Origin of the sequence: Azospirillum sp. B506, assembly GCF_000333595.1 — a bacterium.
GTDB lineage: Bacteria > Pseudomonadota > Alphaproteobacteria > Azospirillales > Azospirillaceae > Azospirillum.
Window position 1 is genome coordinate 1 of record NZ_BADK01000028.1, and the last position, 15334, is coordinate 15334.

At 65.7% G+C, this 15334-nt stretch carries 11 protein-coding genes and 2 pseudogenes; 8 read left to right on the forward strand and 5 right to left on the reverse strand.

The window, feature by feature from the left end; all coding sequences use genetic code 11:
• From I71_RS00975 to I71_RS01005, 7 genes and pseudogenes are all read left to right on the forward strand, one after another.
• Positions 1–227, forward strand: a 227-nt coding sequence (locus I71_RS00975; RefSeq protein WP_042688876.1) for a polyprenyl synthetase family protein, incomplete at its 5' end; no start/stop codon positions are given.
• A gap of 27 nt (positions 228–254) precedes the next feature.
• Positions 255–2165 carry a 1-deoxy-D-xylulose-5-phosphate synthase gene (gene dxs, locus I71_RS00980; RefSeq protein ID WP_042688879.1) on the forward strand — a complete coding sequence of 637 codons (1911 nt, stop codon included), beginning with the start codon at positions 255–257 and terminating at the stop codon, positions 2163–2165.
• Between the two features lie 190 nt (positions 2166–2355).
• Positions 2356–3387, forward strand: coding sequence for a sensor histidine kinase (locus I71_RS00985; protein WP_244433532.1), 1032 nt, complete (start codon positions 2356–2358; stop codon positions 3385–3387).
• A 108-nt stretch (positions 3388–3495) separates the two neighbouring features.
• Positions 3496–4239 carry a TlyA family RNA methyltransferase gene (locus I71_RS00990; RefSeq protein ID WP_042688885.1) on the forward strand — a complete coding sequence of 248 codons (744 nt, stop codon included), beginning with the start codon at positions 3496–3498 and terminating at the stop codon, positions 4237–4239.
• Between the two features lie 614 nt (positions 4240–4853).
• Positions 4854–5918, forward strand: coding sequence for a sulfotransferase family protein (locus tag I71_RS00995; RefSeq protein ID WP_199902076.1), 1065 nt, complete (start codon positions 4854–4856; stop codon positions 5916–5918).
• A gap of 132 nt (positions 5919–6050) precedes the next feature.
• Positions 6051–7693 (forward strand): annotated as a pseudogene (locus tag I71_RS01000) (methyl-accepting chemotaxis protein).
• A gap of 184 nt (positions 7694–7877) precedes the next feature.
• Positions 7878–8726, forward strand: a pseudogene (locus I71_RS01005) (methyltransferase domain-containing protein); the annotation flags it as partial.
• Between the two features lie 120 nt (positions 8727–8846).
• Here I71_RS01005 and I71_RS39285 read toward each other — a convergent pair.
• The 5 genes from I71_RS39285 to I71_RS01025 form a co-directional block, all read right to left on the reverse strand.
• The gene (locus I71_RS39285; RefSeq protein ID WP_244433533.1) at positions 8847–9185 is read right to left on the reverse strand and encodes a DUF5123 domain-containing protein; all 339 of its coding nucleotides are present in this window, start codon (positions 9183–9185) and stop codon (positions 8847–8849) included.
• On the reverse strand, positions 9182–10708 hold the full coding sequence (locus I71_RS01010) for a right-handed parallel beta-helix repeat-containing protein (protein WP_244433534.1): 1527 nt from the start codon (positions 10706–10708) through the stop codon (positions 9182–9184). The genes I71_RS39285 and I71_RS01010 overlap by 4 nt, the downstream gene beginning before the upstream one ends.
• A gap of 346 nt (positions 10709–11054) precedes the next feature.
• The gene (locus I71_RS01015; RefSeq protein WP_042688891.1) at positions 11055–11822 is read right to left on the reverse strand and encodes an amino acid ABC transporter ATP-binding protein; all 768 of its coding nucleotides are present in this window, start codon (positions 11820–11822) and stop codon (positions 11055–11057) included.
• Positions 11819–12478, reverse strand: a complete 660-nt coding sequence (locus tag I71_RS01020) for an amino acid ABC transporter permease (protein WP_244433535.1) — start codon at positions 12476–12478, stop codon at positions 11819–11821. Before I71_RS01020 ends, I71_RS01015 begins: the two co-directional genes overlap by 4 nt.
• 132 nt (positions 12479–12610) lie before the next feature.
• A complete protein-coding gene (locus I71_RS01025; protein ID WP_042688897.1) occupies positions 12611–13384 on the reverse strand; it encodes an amino acid ABC transporter substrate-binding protein in 774 nt (257 codons plus the stop codon).
• Between the two features lie 340 nt (positions 13385–13724).
• Here I71_RS01025 and I71_RS01030 point away from each other — a divergent pair.
• Positions 13725–15334, forward strand: a 1610-nt coding sequence (locus tag I71_RS01030) for an FAD-dependent oxidoreductase (protein ID WP_042688903.1), incomplete at its 3' end; no start/stop codon positions are given.

Here is a 15334-nt window from a genome sequence, read left to right on the forward strand (position 1 = left end):
CCGACGACCTGCTGGACGTGGAGGGGACGGAGGCCGAGACCGGCAAGTCCGTGGGCCGCGACAAGCCGGCGGGCAAGGCGACCTTCGTGTCCATCCTGGGCCTGGAACGGGCCCGTGACCAAGCCGGCCGGCTGGCCGACCAGGCCACGCGGCATCTGGAGATTTTCGAGGGTCGGGCGACCATGTTGCAGGCGGTGGCGCGCTTCGTTGTGGATCGGCGGTCTTAAGAAAAGAGTTTGATTGGGAGCCGATGAATGGCGACGAAGACCCCGTTGTTGGACCAGTGTCCGACGCCTGACCGCTTGCGCGCGCTGGATCCCTCGCAGCTGCGGCAGGTGGCGGATGAACTGCGTTCCGAGACAATCGACGCGGTGTCAGTGACGGGTGGGCATCTGGGTGCCGGCTTGGGCGTTGTGGAACTGACGGTGGCGCTGCACTACGTGTTCGACACGCCGGCGGACCGCATCATCTGGGACGTTGGCCATCAGGCCTATCCGCACAAGATCCTGACGGGGCGCCGGGACCGCATCCGCACGCTGCGCACGGGTGGTGGCCTGTCTGGCTTCACCCGGCGGTCGGAGAGCGAGTACGATCCGTTCGGCGCGGCGCACAGCTCCACCTCCATCTCGGCGGGCCTGGGCATGGCGGTGGCCCGTGACCTCGCGGGCGGGAACAACCACGTCATCGCCGTGATCGGCGACGGGTCGATCTCCGCCGGCATGGCGTATGAGGCGATGAACAACGCCGGTGCGCTGGGCTCGCGCCTGGTGGTGATCCTGAACGACAACGACATGTCGATCGCGCCGCCGGTGGGTGCCGTGTCGGGCTACCTGGCCCGGTTGGTCAGCAGCAGCCAGTACCGGCACCTGCGCAACCTGGGGCGCCAGGTGGCGGAACACCTGCCGCGCCCGCTGCGCAACGCCGCCCGCCGGGCGGAGGAATATGCCCGCGGCATGGTCACCGGCGGCACCCTGTTCGAGGAGCTGGGCTTCTACTACATCGGTCCCATCGACGGGCACAACCTGGACCATCTGCTGCCGGTGTTGCAGAATGTCCGCGACGCCGACGACGACAAGCCGGTGCTGATCCATGTCGTCACCAAGAAGGGCAAGGGTTACGGCCCGGCGGAGGAATCGGCCGACAAGCTGCACGCCGTCGCCAAGTTCGACGTGGTGACCGGCACCCAATCCAAGCCGAAGTCGAACGCGCCGACCTACACCCGCGTTTTCGCCCAGAGCCTGATCGCCGAGGCGGCGGCCGACCCGACCGTCGTCGGCATCACCGCCGCCATGCCGTCGGGCACCGGGCTGGACCTGTTCGGGGAGCGTTTCCCAGACCGCTGCTTCGATGTCGGCATCGCCGAGCAGCATGCGGTGACCTTCGCCGCCGGCATGGCGACGGAGGGGTTCAAGCCGTTCTGCGCCATCTATTCCACTTTCCTGCAGCGCGCCTACGATCAGGTCATCCATGACGTGGTGTTGCAGCATCTGCCGGTGCGCTTCGCGCTCGACCGGGCCGGTCTGGTGGGAGCGGACGGGGCGACCCATGCCGGCTCCTTCGACACCGCCTATCTCGGCTGCCTGCCCGACATCGTGCTGATGGCGGCGGCGGACGAGCTGGAACTGATGCACATGGTGGCGACCCAGGCCGCCATCGACGACCGCGCCTCGGCCTTGCGCTATCCGCGCGGCGAGGGGGTGGGGTTGGAACTGCCCGACCGCGGCAGCATTCTGCCGCTCGGCAAGGGCCGCATCCTGCAGGAAGGCACCAAGATCGCCCTTCTCAGCTATGGCACCCGGCTGGGCGAGGCCCGGCGGGCGGCAACCGAGCTGGCGGCGTGCGGCCTGTCGACGACGCTGGCCGACGCCCGCTTCGCCAAGCCGCTGGACGAGGAGCTGGTCCGCCGTCTGGCGCTGGAGCATGAGGTGCTGATCACCATCGAGGAAGGGTCGGTCGGTGGCTTCGGCAGCTTCGTGCTGCAGTATCTGGCGACCGCCGGGCTGTTGGACGGCGGGCTGAAGATCCGGCCGATGGTACTGCCGGATGCCTATCTCGATCATGACTCGCCGGCCAAGCAATATGAGACGGCAGGCCTGACCGCTCAACATATCGTCCATACGGCGCTCCAGGCGCTGGGAATCGAGAGTGCCGCGGCCCGGGCGTGACCGTCGACCGGATTACGCCTTCCGAACGTCGTAATGCCATTTGTCTAGCAAGGTTTCAGGTTGTTCGACTGGTGCGGAGCGCGAGCCACGCCTTACACTGTGTCCAAGCTGAAATGGTAGCCCGCCGGTAACGGAGGGAAGGGCCAGCGGCGGGGGGATGGCGACGGGGTCAGGGACGATGGCGCACATCATGGCAGTCACGGCATTCCGCAACGCGGAGTTCGGTACCGAACCGGGAGCGGATCGGGCTGATTCCGATGTTGCTGGCGCCGATCTCGGGGGCATCGACGATCCGGCAATGTTGCGCTGCCTGTTGGATCAGATGCCGACCCCCACCGCGCTGATCGAGGGGGAGGACGACCGCTGCACCTTCGCCAACGCTGCCTTCCGTGCGCTGGGCGCGGTCGCGGGGGCCGGGCTGACCGAGCGTTTCCCGGCGCTGTCGCTGTCCCTGCTGGCCGAGGCCCGTCGCACCGGTCAGCCGCAGCGCAACCGGGCGGCCGGCGATGGCTCGACCGACGGGGAGCGGTTCTGGGATTTGCGCGTCACCCCGATGCTAGGCGTCAACGGCGTCATCCGCGCGCTGATCGTGACGGCGGAGGAAACGCCGGAGTCGATGGCCGACCATGACCGTCGCCTGCGCGACGTCAGCCATCGCCTGAAGAACACGCTGCAGCTGGTCTCCAGCCTCCTGACGCTGCAGACCCTGTCGAGCAAGGACCCCGAGGTCCGGCGGGCCCTGCAGAGCGCCGGCGGTCGTGTCGGCATCGTAACCCAGGCCCATCAGCGGACGCACGGCGTCCTGCGCGCCGGTACCGTCGACATAGCGATCCATCTGAGCGAGCTGTGCCAGGAACTGGAGGCGATCCTGCCGGGCGCTCATCGTATCCAGGTTACGGCCGATGCGATGGAGATGCCGATGGACAGCGTCATCCCCTTCAGCCTGATCGTCAGCGAACTGGTCGGGAATGCCGCGCGCCATGCCTTTCCCCCCGGGGCGCACGGCACCATCGACGTTCGTCTCAACCGTGGTTCGGATGGCGGCGGACGCCTGGAGGTCGTCGACGGCGGCACCGGCTTGCCGCCCGGCATGGACTTGGCCCGCGCGACGTCTCTGGGGCTGAAGGTGGTGCGGGCGTTCGTCGGCCAGCTGCGCGGCAAGCTGACCGTGGACAGCAGCCCATACGGCACCCGCGTGACGGTGGAGTTCCCGCCGGCCTGACGGCTTGCCGGTCCCACCCCGGACCCTCCCGGCCGGGCAACCGGCACTTGCCCTTCCTGCCATTCCGCGTCAGGAATGCGCCATTGCGGGAAAGCGAAGGGCAGGGGCATGGCACGGATAAGGGTTGACGTGGCGCTGGTGGAGCGCGGGCTGGCTGAAAGCCGTGCCAAGGCGCAGGCGTTGATCCTGGCCGGGCTGGTCTATTCCGACACCAGGCGTATCGACAAGGCCGGCGACCTGCTTGCGGCGGAGGCTCCGCTGGCGGTCAAGGGGCAGGACCATCCCTGGGTGTCGCGTGGTGGGTTGAAGCTGGTGAAGGGGCTGGATGTCTTCGCCATCGACCCCGCCGGTCTGACCGCGGTCGATGTCGGCGCTTCGACCGGCGGCTTCACCGATGTGCTGCTGACCCGTGGGGCCGCCAAGGTCTATGCCGTCGATGTCGGTCATGGCCAGCTGGCCTGGAAGCTGCGCAACGATCCGCGCGTGGTGGTTTTGGAAAAGACCAACGCCCGCCACCTGACCGCCGCCGAGATCCCGGACCCCATCGACCTCGTGGTCTGTGACGCCAGCTTCATCGGGCTGGAGATCGTGCTGCCGGCGGCGCTGGCCCTGGTGGTGCAGGGCGGGCGGTTGGTCGCCCTGATCAAGCCGCAATTCGAGGTCGGCAAGGGCCGTGTCGGCAAGGGCGGCGTGGTGCGCGAGCCCGAACTGCATCAGGAGGTTTGCGACCGCATCCGCGCGTGGCTCGATGCGCTGCCGGGCTGGCGGGTGCTGGACATCACCGAAAGCCCGATCACCGGGCCGGAAGGCAACAGGGAGTTCCTGATCGGTGCGGTGAAGGACCGGGCCTGATCCGGATGGGCGGTGACGGGGCGGCATCGAAGCCGTCACGCGCTGTCTCATGACGCCGCCGAATGGGCGGCTATTTGTGCCCCGCATCGTCGAAGAAGCCATCGCGCCAAACCGCTGAGCCGCCCCCTGGTCAGAAAGGCTTTCCTGTCCGATCCGGGGTCGCAGGAATGCATTATTTGCATATCAGTCATGCTTGAAGGTTTCGGCAGGCTAAAGGCGACTGTTGCGTCCCTTCGCAGCAAGAGCGTCCTTGCAACCTGGGCGCGGATTATCCGGAATGCATGCTTATCCAACAATTATAATGCCTTAAGAGGCTAAAAGAACCATGCATGAATACATGGCTATGCGCCTGAGTTGTCATATAGATGGATGAATTAATAAATAACAAATGCAGTGTTTGTGTGAGAACCTTTTCTTGATAACTGATTCTTAATGAGAATCAATCAGTGTTGAGCGTGTCACAAATCAAATAAATCATTCTATTGTATATACACATAGAATGAAATTCGATATGTAGCACACAATAATATATTCCATAGGATAAAATTCATTACGGTCGAAGTGATTGCCGTGACGGCGCGATAACGGCGTTCCAACGTTGAGGAGAGGCTGCCATGAGCATCCTTACGACACGTTTTGGTGATCTGAACCGTCTTTCGGAACTTATGAAGAGGGACGATCCGTCTATTTCCACGTCCTGGCTAGAGCCGGATGGGAAGTATCAGCTACAGCGGTTCCGCCTCGACAGAATGACAAACAGCATCGCCCAATCGCTTGGAGAGGGCTTTCGCCGCATTCCACCGGACCAATTCCCGACGCTGTATTATGGTTGGGGGCGTTGCCGTGTTGGCTCGACTGCGCTCGCCAACCTGTTCGGGGTTGCCGGGCTGCCCGCCTACTTCCAACCGGTCAAGGCGGCCATGCGCAATTTTCTCACTGGTTGTCCACAGACGCCTTGGGTTCCGCCATCGTCCCGGGAACAGCCATGTCTGTTCAGCAAGGAGGTCGCCGGCCCTTACCTGATGGCCGAGTGCCTGTTCATCCCGTTACAGATCCTGATCGAGGCCGGTTATCCAGCCGACCGCCTGCATCTGATCCTGCTCGACCGCGAACCGGCTCTGTCGCTGGCGTCATGGTTCGCCAAATGGAGCGACCGGGTGCCGCGCAGCCGGCTGCTGAAGCATTTCGTCATCGCGTCCCTCAATGCTGCCCGTGTCGAAGCCTATGCTGCCCGGGAGGGCGTGCGGACGACCCATTATGTCCATGAGGCCAGCCGCCAGCCGGAGAAGGCCGCGGCCGCTCTCTTCCGCCGCCTCGGCCTGTCGGACCGCTTCTTCGCCGGGGCCGTGACCGATTGGAATGGTGTGGAGGAGTTCACCTCCGACCGGTCGAGTCTGATTTTCACCAAGGAACCCGACGTCTACTTCGTGCCGGGGGTTCATCGTGCCGGCAGCAGTTACCGCTATCTCGACCGGGACCCCGGCTCCGTCAGCGACGACGATCTGGCCCTGCTCGATCGCATGGGCATTCCCGACCTCTACCGGAGCTGCGCGGAAGCCTGTGCCCGGGAGCTCGGGATCTCGCTGGACCAGCTTGGCCCGCCTCTCACGCGGTTGCCCGACCCCGCGATGCTCGCCGCCCAGCTCCGGCCGGCCGCATCGCCGATCGCCGCTTCCTGAACGCTGCATTCAGACCTTCCATCCTGACGCGCGGCCAGGATCCGGACCCGGATGGGGACATCGGAGGTCGTTTCCGGCCGCAAGAGAAGAGAAGATTCCATGCTCAAGAATTTGCGCATTTCCCATCGCCTTATGCTTTTCATTCCTCTTCTTCTGGTCGCGCTGGCCGTCATCACCGGGTTCAGCCTGAGCGTCCTGAGGGACAGCCTGCTGGAGGACCGCAAGGAGCAGCTCCGGCAGACGGTCGGCGTGGTGCGCGGCATGGTCGAAGGCTGGTACGAAAAGGAAAAATCAGGACAGCTCACCCGCGAACAGGCCCAGCAGGCGGCTCGCGACCAGCTGCGTCCGCTGCGCTTCGGAGCGGGCGATTACTTCTTCGCCACACGGTTCGACGGCGTCACCATGGTTCATGTCAACCCCGCCTTCGAAGGCAAGAACCGCCTCGATTTCAAGACGGTGGACGGGGTGCCGACGGTGCGCCTGCAGATCGAGGCGGCGCAGCGCGGCGGCGACTTCTACAGCTTCCGCTTTCCCCGCCCCGGCCAGAGCGAGCCGGTGGACAAGATCGCCTATGCCGCCGGCTTCGAGCCGTGGCAGTGGTCGATCGGCACCGGCCTTTACCTGGACGATGTCGATGCGATCTACAACCGCATTCTGGTGATCTACATCGGGATCGCGGCGGTCGTGATCGCGGCCGGCGGTGGCTTCGCCTATATGCTGGCCCGCAGCATCAGCCGCCCGGTATCGACCATGGCCGAGCGCATGGGCGCGCTTGCCAACGGCGATCTGTCGGTCGACATCCCGCACATCGACGACAGGCACGAGGTCGGCATGCTCGCCCGTGCCATGGAGGTCTTCAAGAACAACCGCCGCAAGGCCGACCAGCTGGTGGCCGAGCAGGAAATCGAGCACGCCGCCAAGGAGCGCCGGCAGGAGGCCATCGAGCGGTCCCTGGCCGATTTCCAGCGCCGGACGTCGGAAGTGGTCACGGCGGTGGTTGCCGCGGCCGAGCAGGTCCGCTCTCACGCCGGCAACCTCGCGGTGATGGCCAAGCAGAGCCGCAGCATGATCGCGACGGTGAACCATGCCGCCGACGACACCACCGGCAATGTGCAGACCATCGCCAGCGCGGCCGAGGAGCTGTCGGCGGCGGTCAGCGAGGTCAACCATCAAGTCGCCCGCTCGACCGACGTCGCCGAACGCGCCGTGCAGGAAGCCGAACAGACCAACGTCACCATGAAGGGGCTTGCCGAGGCGGCCATGCGGATCGGCGCCATCGTCCAGGTCATCCAGGAAATCGCCAACCAGACCAACCTGCTGGCGCTGAACGCCACCATCGAGGCGGCCCGTGCCGGGGAATCCGGCAAGGGTTCGCCGTGGTCGCCAGCGAGGTCAAGGTGCTGGCCAACCAGACGTCACAGGCGACCAAGGAAATCCAGACCTACGTCGGCGGCATTCAGGACGAGACCCAGCGCGCCGTCGCGGCGATCTCCTCGATCGGCTCGATCGTTGCCGACATGCGGTCCATCTCCATCGGGATTGCCTCGGCGATGGAGCAGCAGGGCGCCACGACCCAGGACATCGCCCGCAACATCGGCCATGCCGCCGACGGCACGCGGGAAGTGTCGGCAAACATCACGGGCGTCTCCGAGGCTGCGGAAGTCACCAGTTCGGCGGCCAACGACCTGCACAGCGCCTCTGACTCGCTGCGCCACGAGGCGTCAGTGCTCAACGATCAGGTCAACAGCTTCTTCAGCCAACTGCGCGCGATCTGATCCGGCCGGCAACCAACCCTTCCACTGGCGGCCATTTCCCCTGGAGCGAGATGCAATGAGCCACCCTTCCGTCGATACGCCGGTCAACCCGCCGGTACGCGACGTCCATTTCTCCGTCGCCATGCATTTGAGGAACCTCCTGCGTCTCGACCGCACCTTCAGCATCAAGCAGGCGGTGCGGGCGGCGGTGAAGCCCGGCGACCGGGTGCTCGACGCCGGGTGCGGCATGGGGATCCTGTCCTTCCTGGCGCTGGAGGCCGGGGCGTCGGAGGTGGTCGCGGTCGACCGCGACCATGTCGATCTCGCCCGTGCCCTCGCCAAGGCCAACGGCTATGGCGACCGCATCCGCTTTCTGGAGGCGGACCTCGCGACCGTCGAGTCCTCCCAGGTGCCGGGCCTGTTCGATGTGCTGTTCGCCTTCATCTACACCAACCACATCGTCGTCGATGAACCGCGGTCGGCGGCGGTGTGCGCCCTGCGCCGCCGCTTCGGCAAGCCGGACTGCGTGACCGTGCCGAACCGCGTCCGCTATCTGGCGATTCCCTGCGACTGGCCGCAGATCGACGCTTTTTCGGAGCTGGCCGATCTGCGGCGCTCCGTTGCCGATCTGGAGAACCGCTATGGTCTCAAATTCGGGCCGCTGTTGGACGCGATGAGTGCCGAGGTCTGCTACAACCGGTCCCGGCCGGTGACATTCGGCGATTATGACTGGTCGCCTGGATTCACCAACGGCGGTTACCGTCATCGGCGCGGCGGCGGCCGCTTCCTGGGCGATCCGGCGCTGGTGGAGGAGATTTGCTACGACAGCGGGGCGTCCTTCGAACGGTTGCCGAAGCACGCCTCGCTCAGCATCCAGTCCGCCGGCACGCTGAACGCCGTGATGTGGGTGCAGGAACTGTGGTTCAACGACTTCCTGATCTGGTCGACCGAGGTGTTCAGTCCGATGGCGACCGCGGTTCCGGTCCGCGCCGGCGAGACGGTGACGGTGGCGCTGGACGATGCGTGGCGTGCAACCAACAGCCTGTCGATCTGACGGCACGGACTCGCCACGGCCTTATCGATAGGTCCGCACCCGTCTTGGAAGGAACCGTGTGGGCCGTCCGTCGCCGGGCGGCCCACACGTCATGACGGTCGTTCAACCCGGTGGGTCCGATCAGCCAAGCAGCCCGATGTCGTGGGTCGGGATATGGTCGAAGCCCATGCCATAGACCGGCGAGTTCGACGCCAGGCTGAAATCGTGAGCCGCCGGATTGGCGAAGGCCGGGTCCAACTGCACCGAGCCGTTGTCATAGCCGGCGGCCTTCCACTCCGCCAGATCGCCTTTGCCGCCGCCGGCCATCACCTGCGGCCAGACGTCGAACATGTCCTTGGACGCATCCAGGTTGCTGTAGAAATTATTGTGGAAGCTGCCGACAGTGGCAGGGCCGTAGATGTGGACGGCGGTGCCGTCGCGGACATCGACGACGTTGCCGGAGATGTCGTTGCCGCTCATCTGGTGGCCCTGCCAGCCGCTCCAGGCAACCGGCTGCTGAAGGCCGATCTGGGCGCCGCTGTTGTCGGCGATGACGTTCTCGGTGACCGTGTTGTTCCGCCGCCATGCAGGAACACGCCGCCGATGTTGCCATGGACGAGGTTGCCCTTCACCGTCGCGCCGCTGGTCCAGTCGTCGAGATAGATGCCCCAGCTGGCGACGTCGCCCGACGGGTTGGTCGCGGTGGTGCCCGTCACCTCGTTGTTGATGACGGTGTGATCGGTCAGATCCTGCTGGCGGTTGATCAGATAGATGCCGCCGCCGTCGTTGGACTCCAGATTGGCGTCGACCACCTTGTTGTTGGCGATGGTGACGCGGTGGGTGGCGTCGCTGCCGTCCGTCTGGACCGAGCCGACGGCGATGGCCTTCTCCGGCGAATCCTCCACCAGATTGTGGGTGACCTGGACGTCGGAACTGCCGTTGATCCAGATGCCGGCGTCGCCGCGGTCGGCGGCGTTCGGGTGCGTGATGTGGTTGTCCGACACGATTGTGGCGTTGGAGCCGGCCTTGACGAAGATCGCTTCGGCGCCGGTGCTGTCGAACTGGTTGCCGATCACCTTGCTGTTGGCGCTGTCCTGCACCGTGATGCCATAGCCGCCACCCTTCACCGCATTGTTGGCGAAGGTCAGGCCGGCGGCATTGTCGGCGAAGACATAGTGGCCGCCCACCACGCCGTCGGCGAAGGTCAGGCCCTCGATGGTGACGTTCTTGGCGCCGCCGAGGCCGAAGGACACGGTCGCATTGGAGCCGCCGTGGATCACCGCCTTCTCGTTGCCGTAGCTGGCGAAGGTGACGCCCGAGTCCTGACCGTCCAGCCACAACCCATTCTGATGGTAGTCGCCGCCGCGGATGTAGGTGGTGTCGATGCCGGGGTCGGCGCGCATGGCCTGCTGCGCCTTCTGCAGCGAGGCGAAGGGGCCGTCGGTGCCATCGGCATTCGGGGCGGCCAGCTTGCCAGACCAGCTGTCATTGCCGTTCGTGGCGACGTAGAAGCCGGGCTCGGTCGGCTTGGGCACGGACGGTGTCGGCGTGGAGGGCGTCGGCTCGCTCGGAGGGACTCCGGCAACCGGCGGGATGGTCGGAGGCGTCACGCCGGTCGTGGGGAAGTAGCTCTTGTCGGCATCGACGACCAGCGTGCCGTTCCACCACAGGCCGGCCTGACCGTCGGTGACGTCGCGACCGTCCAGGGCGCCCTTGTCGTAGGACACATGGTCGTCGGTCGGCAGGACAGTTTTGCCGTTGATGGCGATGTCGTTGACGATCAGGTTGCGGTCGGTCCCGTGGACGATTCCATCATTGTCGTACTGGACCTGAACCTTGTGGCCCTGGCCCTGAGCGATGTCCGTCTTGAAGACGAAGTCCTTGGCCGTGGCATCCGTGGTGCCCTCGCCGATCTTCCTGCCGTCGACCAGCAGGTTGAAATGCGCGTCGAGGGTGCCCTTCGCGCTCACCGTGATGGTCGAGTTCCCAGAGGTCGTGGCCATCGATCCATATCCTTAGCGGTTTTGTTGCGGCGCCAAGATGGTCAAGACGGCTGGGGCAATGGTGAGGCATTTTCGGCGGATCTGACGAATAAGGGGTAAAATCCGTTATAATCCTGCGACCAACTGTGAAGTATCTTTGGGTATAATACGCATAAGCCGGCCTTGAATCAGTAGGTGGCAACACCGCGGGCCATCTGATCCTGTCGCTTCTCTGGGTGACGGTCTCGTAAGTGTGGTGTTTGTTGAACGGTATGCTTTCCAACTTGTTCTGCAGAAGCCGTCCAGGCAGCCTTCCACTGTCGAATGCTGCTTGGTGCCGGCTTCTGACGATGGCCGTTGGTGTTCGTTAAACCCCCTCGCCCTGCTGTCCCTGCTGGGTCAGGGTGGCGATGAAGCGTTGGGTGCGGTCGCGGGCGGGGTGGGTGAACAGGGTCTGTGACGGACCGGATTCCACCACCTGACCGGCGTCGAGGAACACCACCTCGTGGGCGATGCGCGAGGCGAGGCGCAGGTCGTGGGTGGCCATCACCATGGTGGTGCCCTCGGCGGCCAGCGTGCCCAGCACTTCCACCACCTCGCCCGACAGCTCCGGATCGAGGGCGGAGGTCGGCTCGTCGCACAGCAGGACACGCGGCGACGGGGCCAGCGCGCGGGCGATGGCGACGCGCTGCTGCTGGCCGCCCGACAGGGTCGCCGGCCAGGCATCGGCCTTATGGTCCATGCCGACCTTGCGCAGCAGGGCCATGGCGCGGTCGTGCGCCTTCTCCACCGACCATTTCTGCACGGTCACCAACCCCTCCATCACATTCTCCACCGCGGTGCGATGGGGGAAGAGCTGGAAGTTCTGGAACACCATGCCGGTCTGGCCGCGCAGCCGCTGGATGTCCTTCCAGCCAGGCTTGCCGCCGGGCAGGAAGCTCAGTTCCTCCTCGCCGATGCGCACGGTGCCGGATGTCGGGATTTCCAGCAGGTTGATGCAGCGCAGAAGCGTGCTCTTGCCGCAGCCGGACGGGCCGATCAGGGCGGTGACGCGGCCCTCCGCCACGGTGACCGACACGCCCTTCAGCACCGTCAGGTCGCCGAAGCGCTTTTCGATGTTCGTCAGCCGGATCACGACTTGGCCTCCAGGAAACCGCCATACTGGTTGAGTCTCTTCTCCAAGCGCACCTGCAACACCGACAGCACGGAGCTGAGCACGAGATAGATCAACGCCGCCTCGACATAGAGGATCAGCGGCTCGTAGGTGGTGGCGACGATGCGCTGGGCGGCCTGGAACAGCTCCGGCACCGTGATGGCGGCGGCCAGCGAGGTGTCCTTGACCAGCGAGATGAAGCTGTTGGACAGCGGCGGCACGGCGACGCGGGCGGCCTGCGGCAGGATGGTGCGGCGCATCGCCTGCGACCAGCTCATGCCGATGGAATAGGCGGCCTCCCACTGGCCCTTCGGCACCGAGCCGATGACGGCGCGGATGATCTCGGAGGTGTAGGCGCCGACATTCAGCGTGAAGCCGATCAGCGCGGCCGGGAAGGCGTCCAGAACGATGCCGGCGCTGGGCAGGCCGTAGAAGATCAGGAACAGCTGCACCAGCAGCGGCGTGCCGCGGATGATCCAGACATAGAAGCGGACGATGGCGGCCAGCGGCGCCGGCCCGAACAGCCGGACCACCGCCGCCGCCAGCCCGACGATCAGGCCGAGGGCGAAGGAGGCCAGCGTCAGCGGAACGGTGAAGACCAGCGCCGCCCACAGCAGCGACGGAAGCGAGTCCGTCATCAGGGTAAGCCAGTGCAGCACGGGGAAGGTGCCTCTTTTGATGATGGAACGACGATTTAAGACGGAACAACAATGCCCCCGGCCCGGATGGGCAGGGGGCATCGTGGAAGGCTTGGATATAAAGCGGGACGGTTACTTGGAAACGTCGGCGCCGAAATACTTCTGCGCAATCGCCGCATAGGCGCCGTCGGCCTTCATGGCGGCCAGCGCCTCGTTGATCGCGGCGACCAGCTTGGCCTCGCCCTTGCGGACGATGATGCCCGACTGGTCGGCGCTGTCCTGGCTGGCGACGATCTTCACATTGGCGTCGGGCTTGTGCTTCTTGAAGTCGAGGAAGGACAGGCTGTCATTGACCGTCGCATCGGCCCGGCCGTTCAGGACCAGCTGGATCGACTGGTCGAAGCCGTCGGTGCCGACCAGCTGCGCGCCGGACGCCTCGGCCAGCCTGCCGAAGTTGCTGGTCAGCGACTGCGCCGACTTCTTGCCCTTGAGGTCGGCGAAGCTCTTGATCGCGCCGTTGTCGCTCTTCACGATCAGCACGGCCCGGCTGGTGATGTAGGGGTCGGAGAAATCGTACTTTGCCTTGCGCGCCTCGGTGATGCCGACCTGATTGATGACGGCGTCATAGCGGCGGGCGTCCAGGCCGGCGATCAGCCCGTCCCACTTGCCTTCCAGGAACTCCGCCTTGACGCCGATGCGCTTGGCGATCTCGCGACCGATCTCCACATCGAACCCGACGAGCGCGCCGGAGGCGTCATGGTAGGTGAAGGGGGCATAGGTGCCTTCTGTGCCGATCTTCAGCACGCCATCGGCCTTGATGCGGTCGAGGTCGGCCTGTGCATGTGCGGCGGAGACGGCGGCGACCTGAAGAAGGCCGGCGACGAGAAGCGATTTCAGCCAGTTCATCGGTTGTTGCCCGGTGTTTCTTGAATGGGAGGTTGGGTCGGTCCGCCACCCCCGGTGCTGTCCGGCCGGAGCCTTCCAGCCCATGCTCTTGCGGCGTCGGGCGGCTCCAGCCACGCTACAGCAAAGAATATACCCTAACAAGGGAATAGCATACCTATTTAGCGAAATCGCCATGTATATAATGTGTACCGCATTCGGGTGGTATGGGGAAAATGGTGGTCCTGCCTTGGGTTTCCCATGCCGATCCTACGGTCTGGCCGATGCTCGACCCTTGTATGATGGGCCGGAGGGGGGTGGACCTGTAGGATTTGTCCATCGAGCTTGCCCAACCGAGGTTCGCATGCCCCTGATCGACGCCCGCAGGCAGCAGATGTTCCCGACGCTCAGCGCCGGACAGCTGGAGACCGTCCGGCGCTTCGCCGGTTCCCAATCGCGGCACTTCGCACCGGGAGAACCGGTGTTCGGGGTCGGCGACCGTCACCCTCCGGCGTGGTTCGTGCTGGACGGCAGCATCGAGACCAGCCACCGCAACGGGCTGGGGCATGAAACGGCCATCTCACCGGTCGGCCCCGGCCAGTTCACCGGCGAACTGAGCCAGCTCGGCGACCGTCCCTCGCTGGCGGCGGGGACCGCAGGGCCTGACGGATGCACGGCCTTCCCCTGCGACGCCGCCCATCTGCGCGCATTGCTGGTCGGGTCGGCGGAGATCGGCGAGACGGTGATGCGGGCGCTGATCCTGCGGCGGGTCGGCCTTCTGGAATCGGCGGATGCCGGCTCGGTGCTGGTCGGCCGGACGGGTGCGCCGGACGTGGTCCGGCTCCAGGGCTTCCTGCTGCGCAACGGGCATCCCTGCTCCGTCCTCGACCCCGACCAGGATGCCGAGGCCGGTGCATTGGTGGAGCGGGCAGCGGTGCGGGAGGACGTTCTGCCGCTGATGATCTGCCCGGACGGCACGACGCTGCGCCGTCCCACCAACGCCCAGGCGGGTTTCGCTCTGGGCATGACCGCGGGGTTGGAGACCGGCAAGCTGTATGACGTCGCCGTGGTCGGCGCCGGCCCGGCCGGTCTGGCGACCGCCGTCTATGCCGCGTCGGAGGGGCTGTCCGTCCTCGTGCTCGACAGCCGGGCCATCGGCGGGCAGGCCGGCGCATCGGCCCGCATCGAGAATTATCTGGGTTTCCCGACAGGCATCTCCGGACAGGCGCTGGCCGGGCGGGCCTTCAATCAGGCGCAGAAATTCGGTGCCGACATCGCAATTCCGGTGGAGGTCGGGGAGATCGACTGCCGCGGTGAAGCTCCGGGCGGCGGCCCGTTCCGCATCCGCTGCGATGGCGGAACGCATGCCGGGTCGTTCGTTCGGGCGCGCACGGTCGTGGTGGCGTCCGGGGCGCGCTACCGCCGGCCGGACATTCCGGGAGTGGAGCGGTTCGAGGGGGCGGGCACCTCTTACTGGGCCTCTCCCATCGAAGCGAAGCTGTGTGCAGGCCGGACGGTCGCCCTGCTCGGCGGCGGCAATTCCGCTGGGCAGGCGGTTGTCTTCCTCGCCCCGCATGTCGAGACGCTTCACCTGATCGTGCGCGGCAGCGGGCTGGAGCAGTCGATGTCGCGCTATCTGATCGACCGCATCAGGGCGCTGCCCAACGTGGTGCTGCACACCGGGACGGAGGTGGCGGCGCTGGAGGGAGACAGCGGCGGGGGGCTGGGCGCCGTAACCTTGCGGGACCGGGCCACCGACGCGCAACGCCGCCTGCCGGTGGGCCACCTGTTCCTGTTCATCGGCGCCGACCCTTGTACCGAGTGGCTGAAGGACTGCGTGGCGCTCGACCGCAAGGGATTCGTGCTGACCGGCGCCGAAGCCGGCGGCGGGCGGAATGACNGTGGCGTCACCCGCCTGCCGCTGGAGACCAGCCGGCCCGGGCATCTCGCCGTCGGCGATGTCCGTGCCGGCTC

Coding starts and splice junctions, on each gene's coding strand:
- dxs (WP_042688879.1), top strand. CDS start 255: ATGGCGACGAAGACCCCGTTGTTGGACCAGTGTCCGACGCCTGACCGC.
- I71_RS00985 (WP_244433532.1), top strand. CDS start 2,356: ATGGCAGTCACGGCATTCCGCAACGCGGAGTTCGGTACCGAACCGGGA.
- I71_RS00990 (WP_042688885.1), top strand. CDS start 3,496: ATGGCACGGATAAGGGTTGACGTGGCGCTGGTGGAGCGCGGGCTGGCT.
- I71_RS00995 (WP_199902076.1), top strand. CDS start 4,854: ATGAGCATCCTTACGACACGTTTTGGTGATCTGAACCGTCTTTCGGAA.
- I71_RS39285 (WP_244433533.1), bottom strand. CDS start 9,185: ATGAGCGGCAACGACATCTCCGGCAACGTCGTCGATGTCCGCGACGGC.
- I71_RS01010 (WP_244433534.1), bottom strand. CDS start 10,708: ATGGCCACGACCTCTGGGAACTCGACCATCACGGTGAGCGCGAAGGGC.
- I71_RS01020 (WP_244433535.1), bottom strand. CDS start 12,478: ATGACGGACTCGCTTCCGTCGCTGCTGTGGGCGGCGCTGGTCTTCACC.
- I71_RS01025 (WP_042688897.1), bottom strand. CDS start 13,384: ATGAACTGGCTGAAATCGCTTCTCGTCGCCGGCCTTCTTCAGGTCGCC.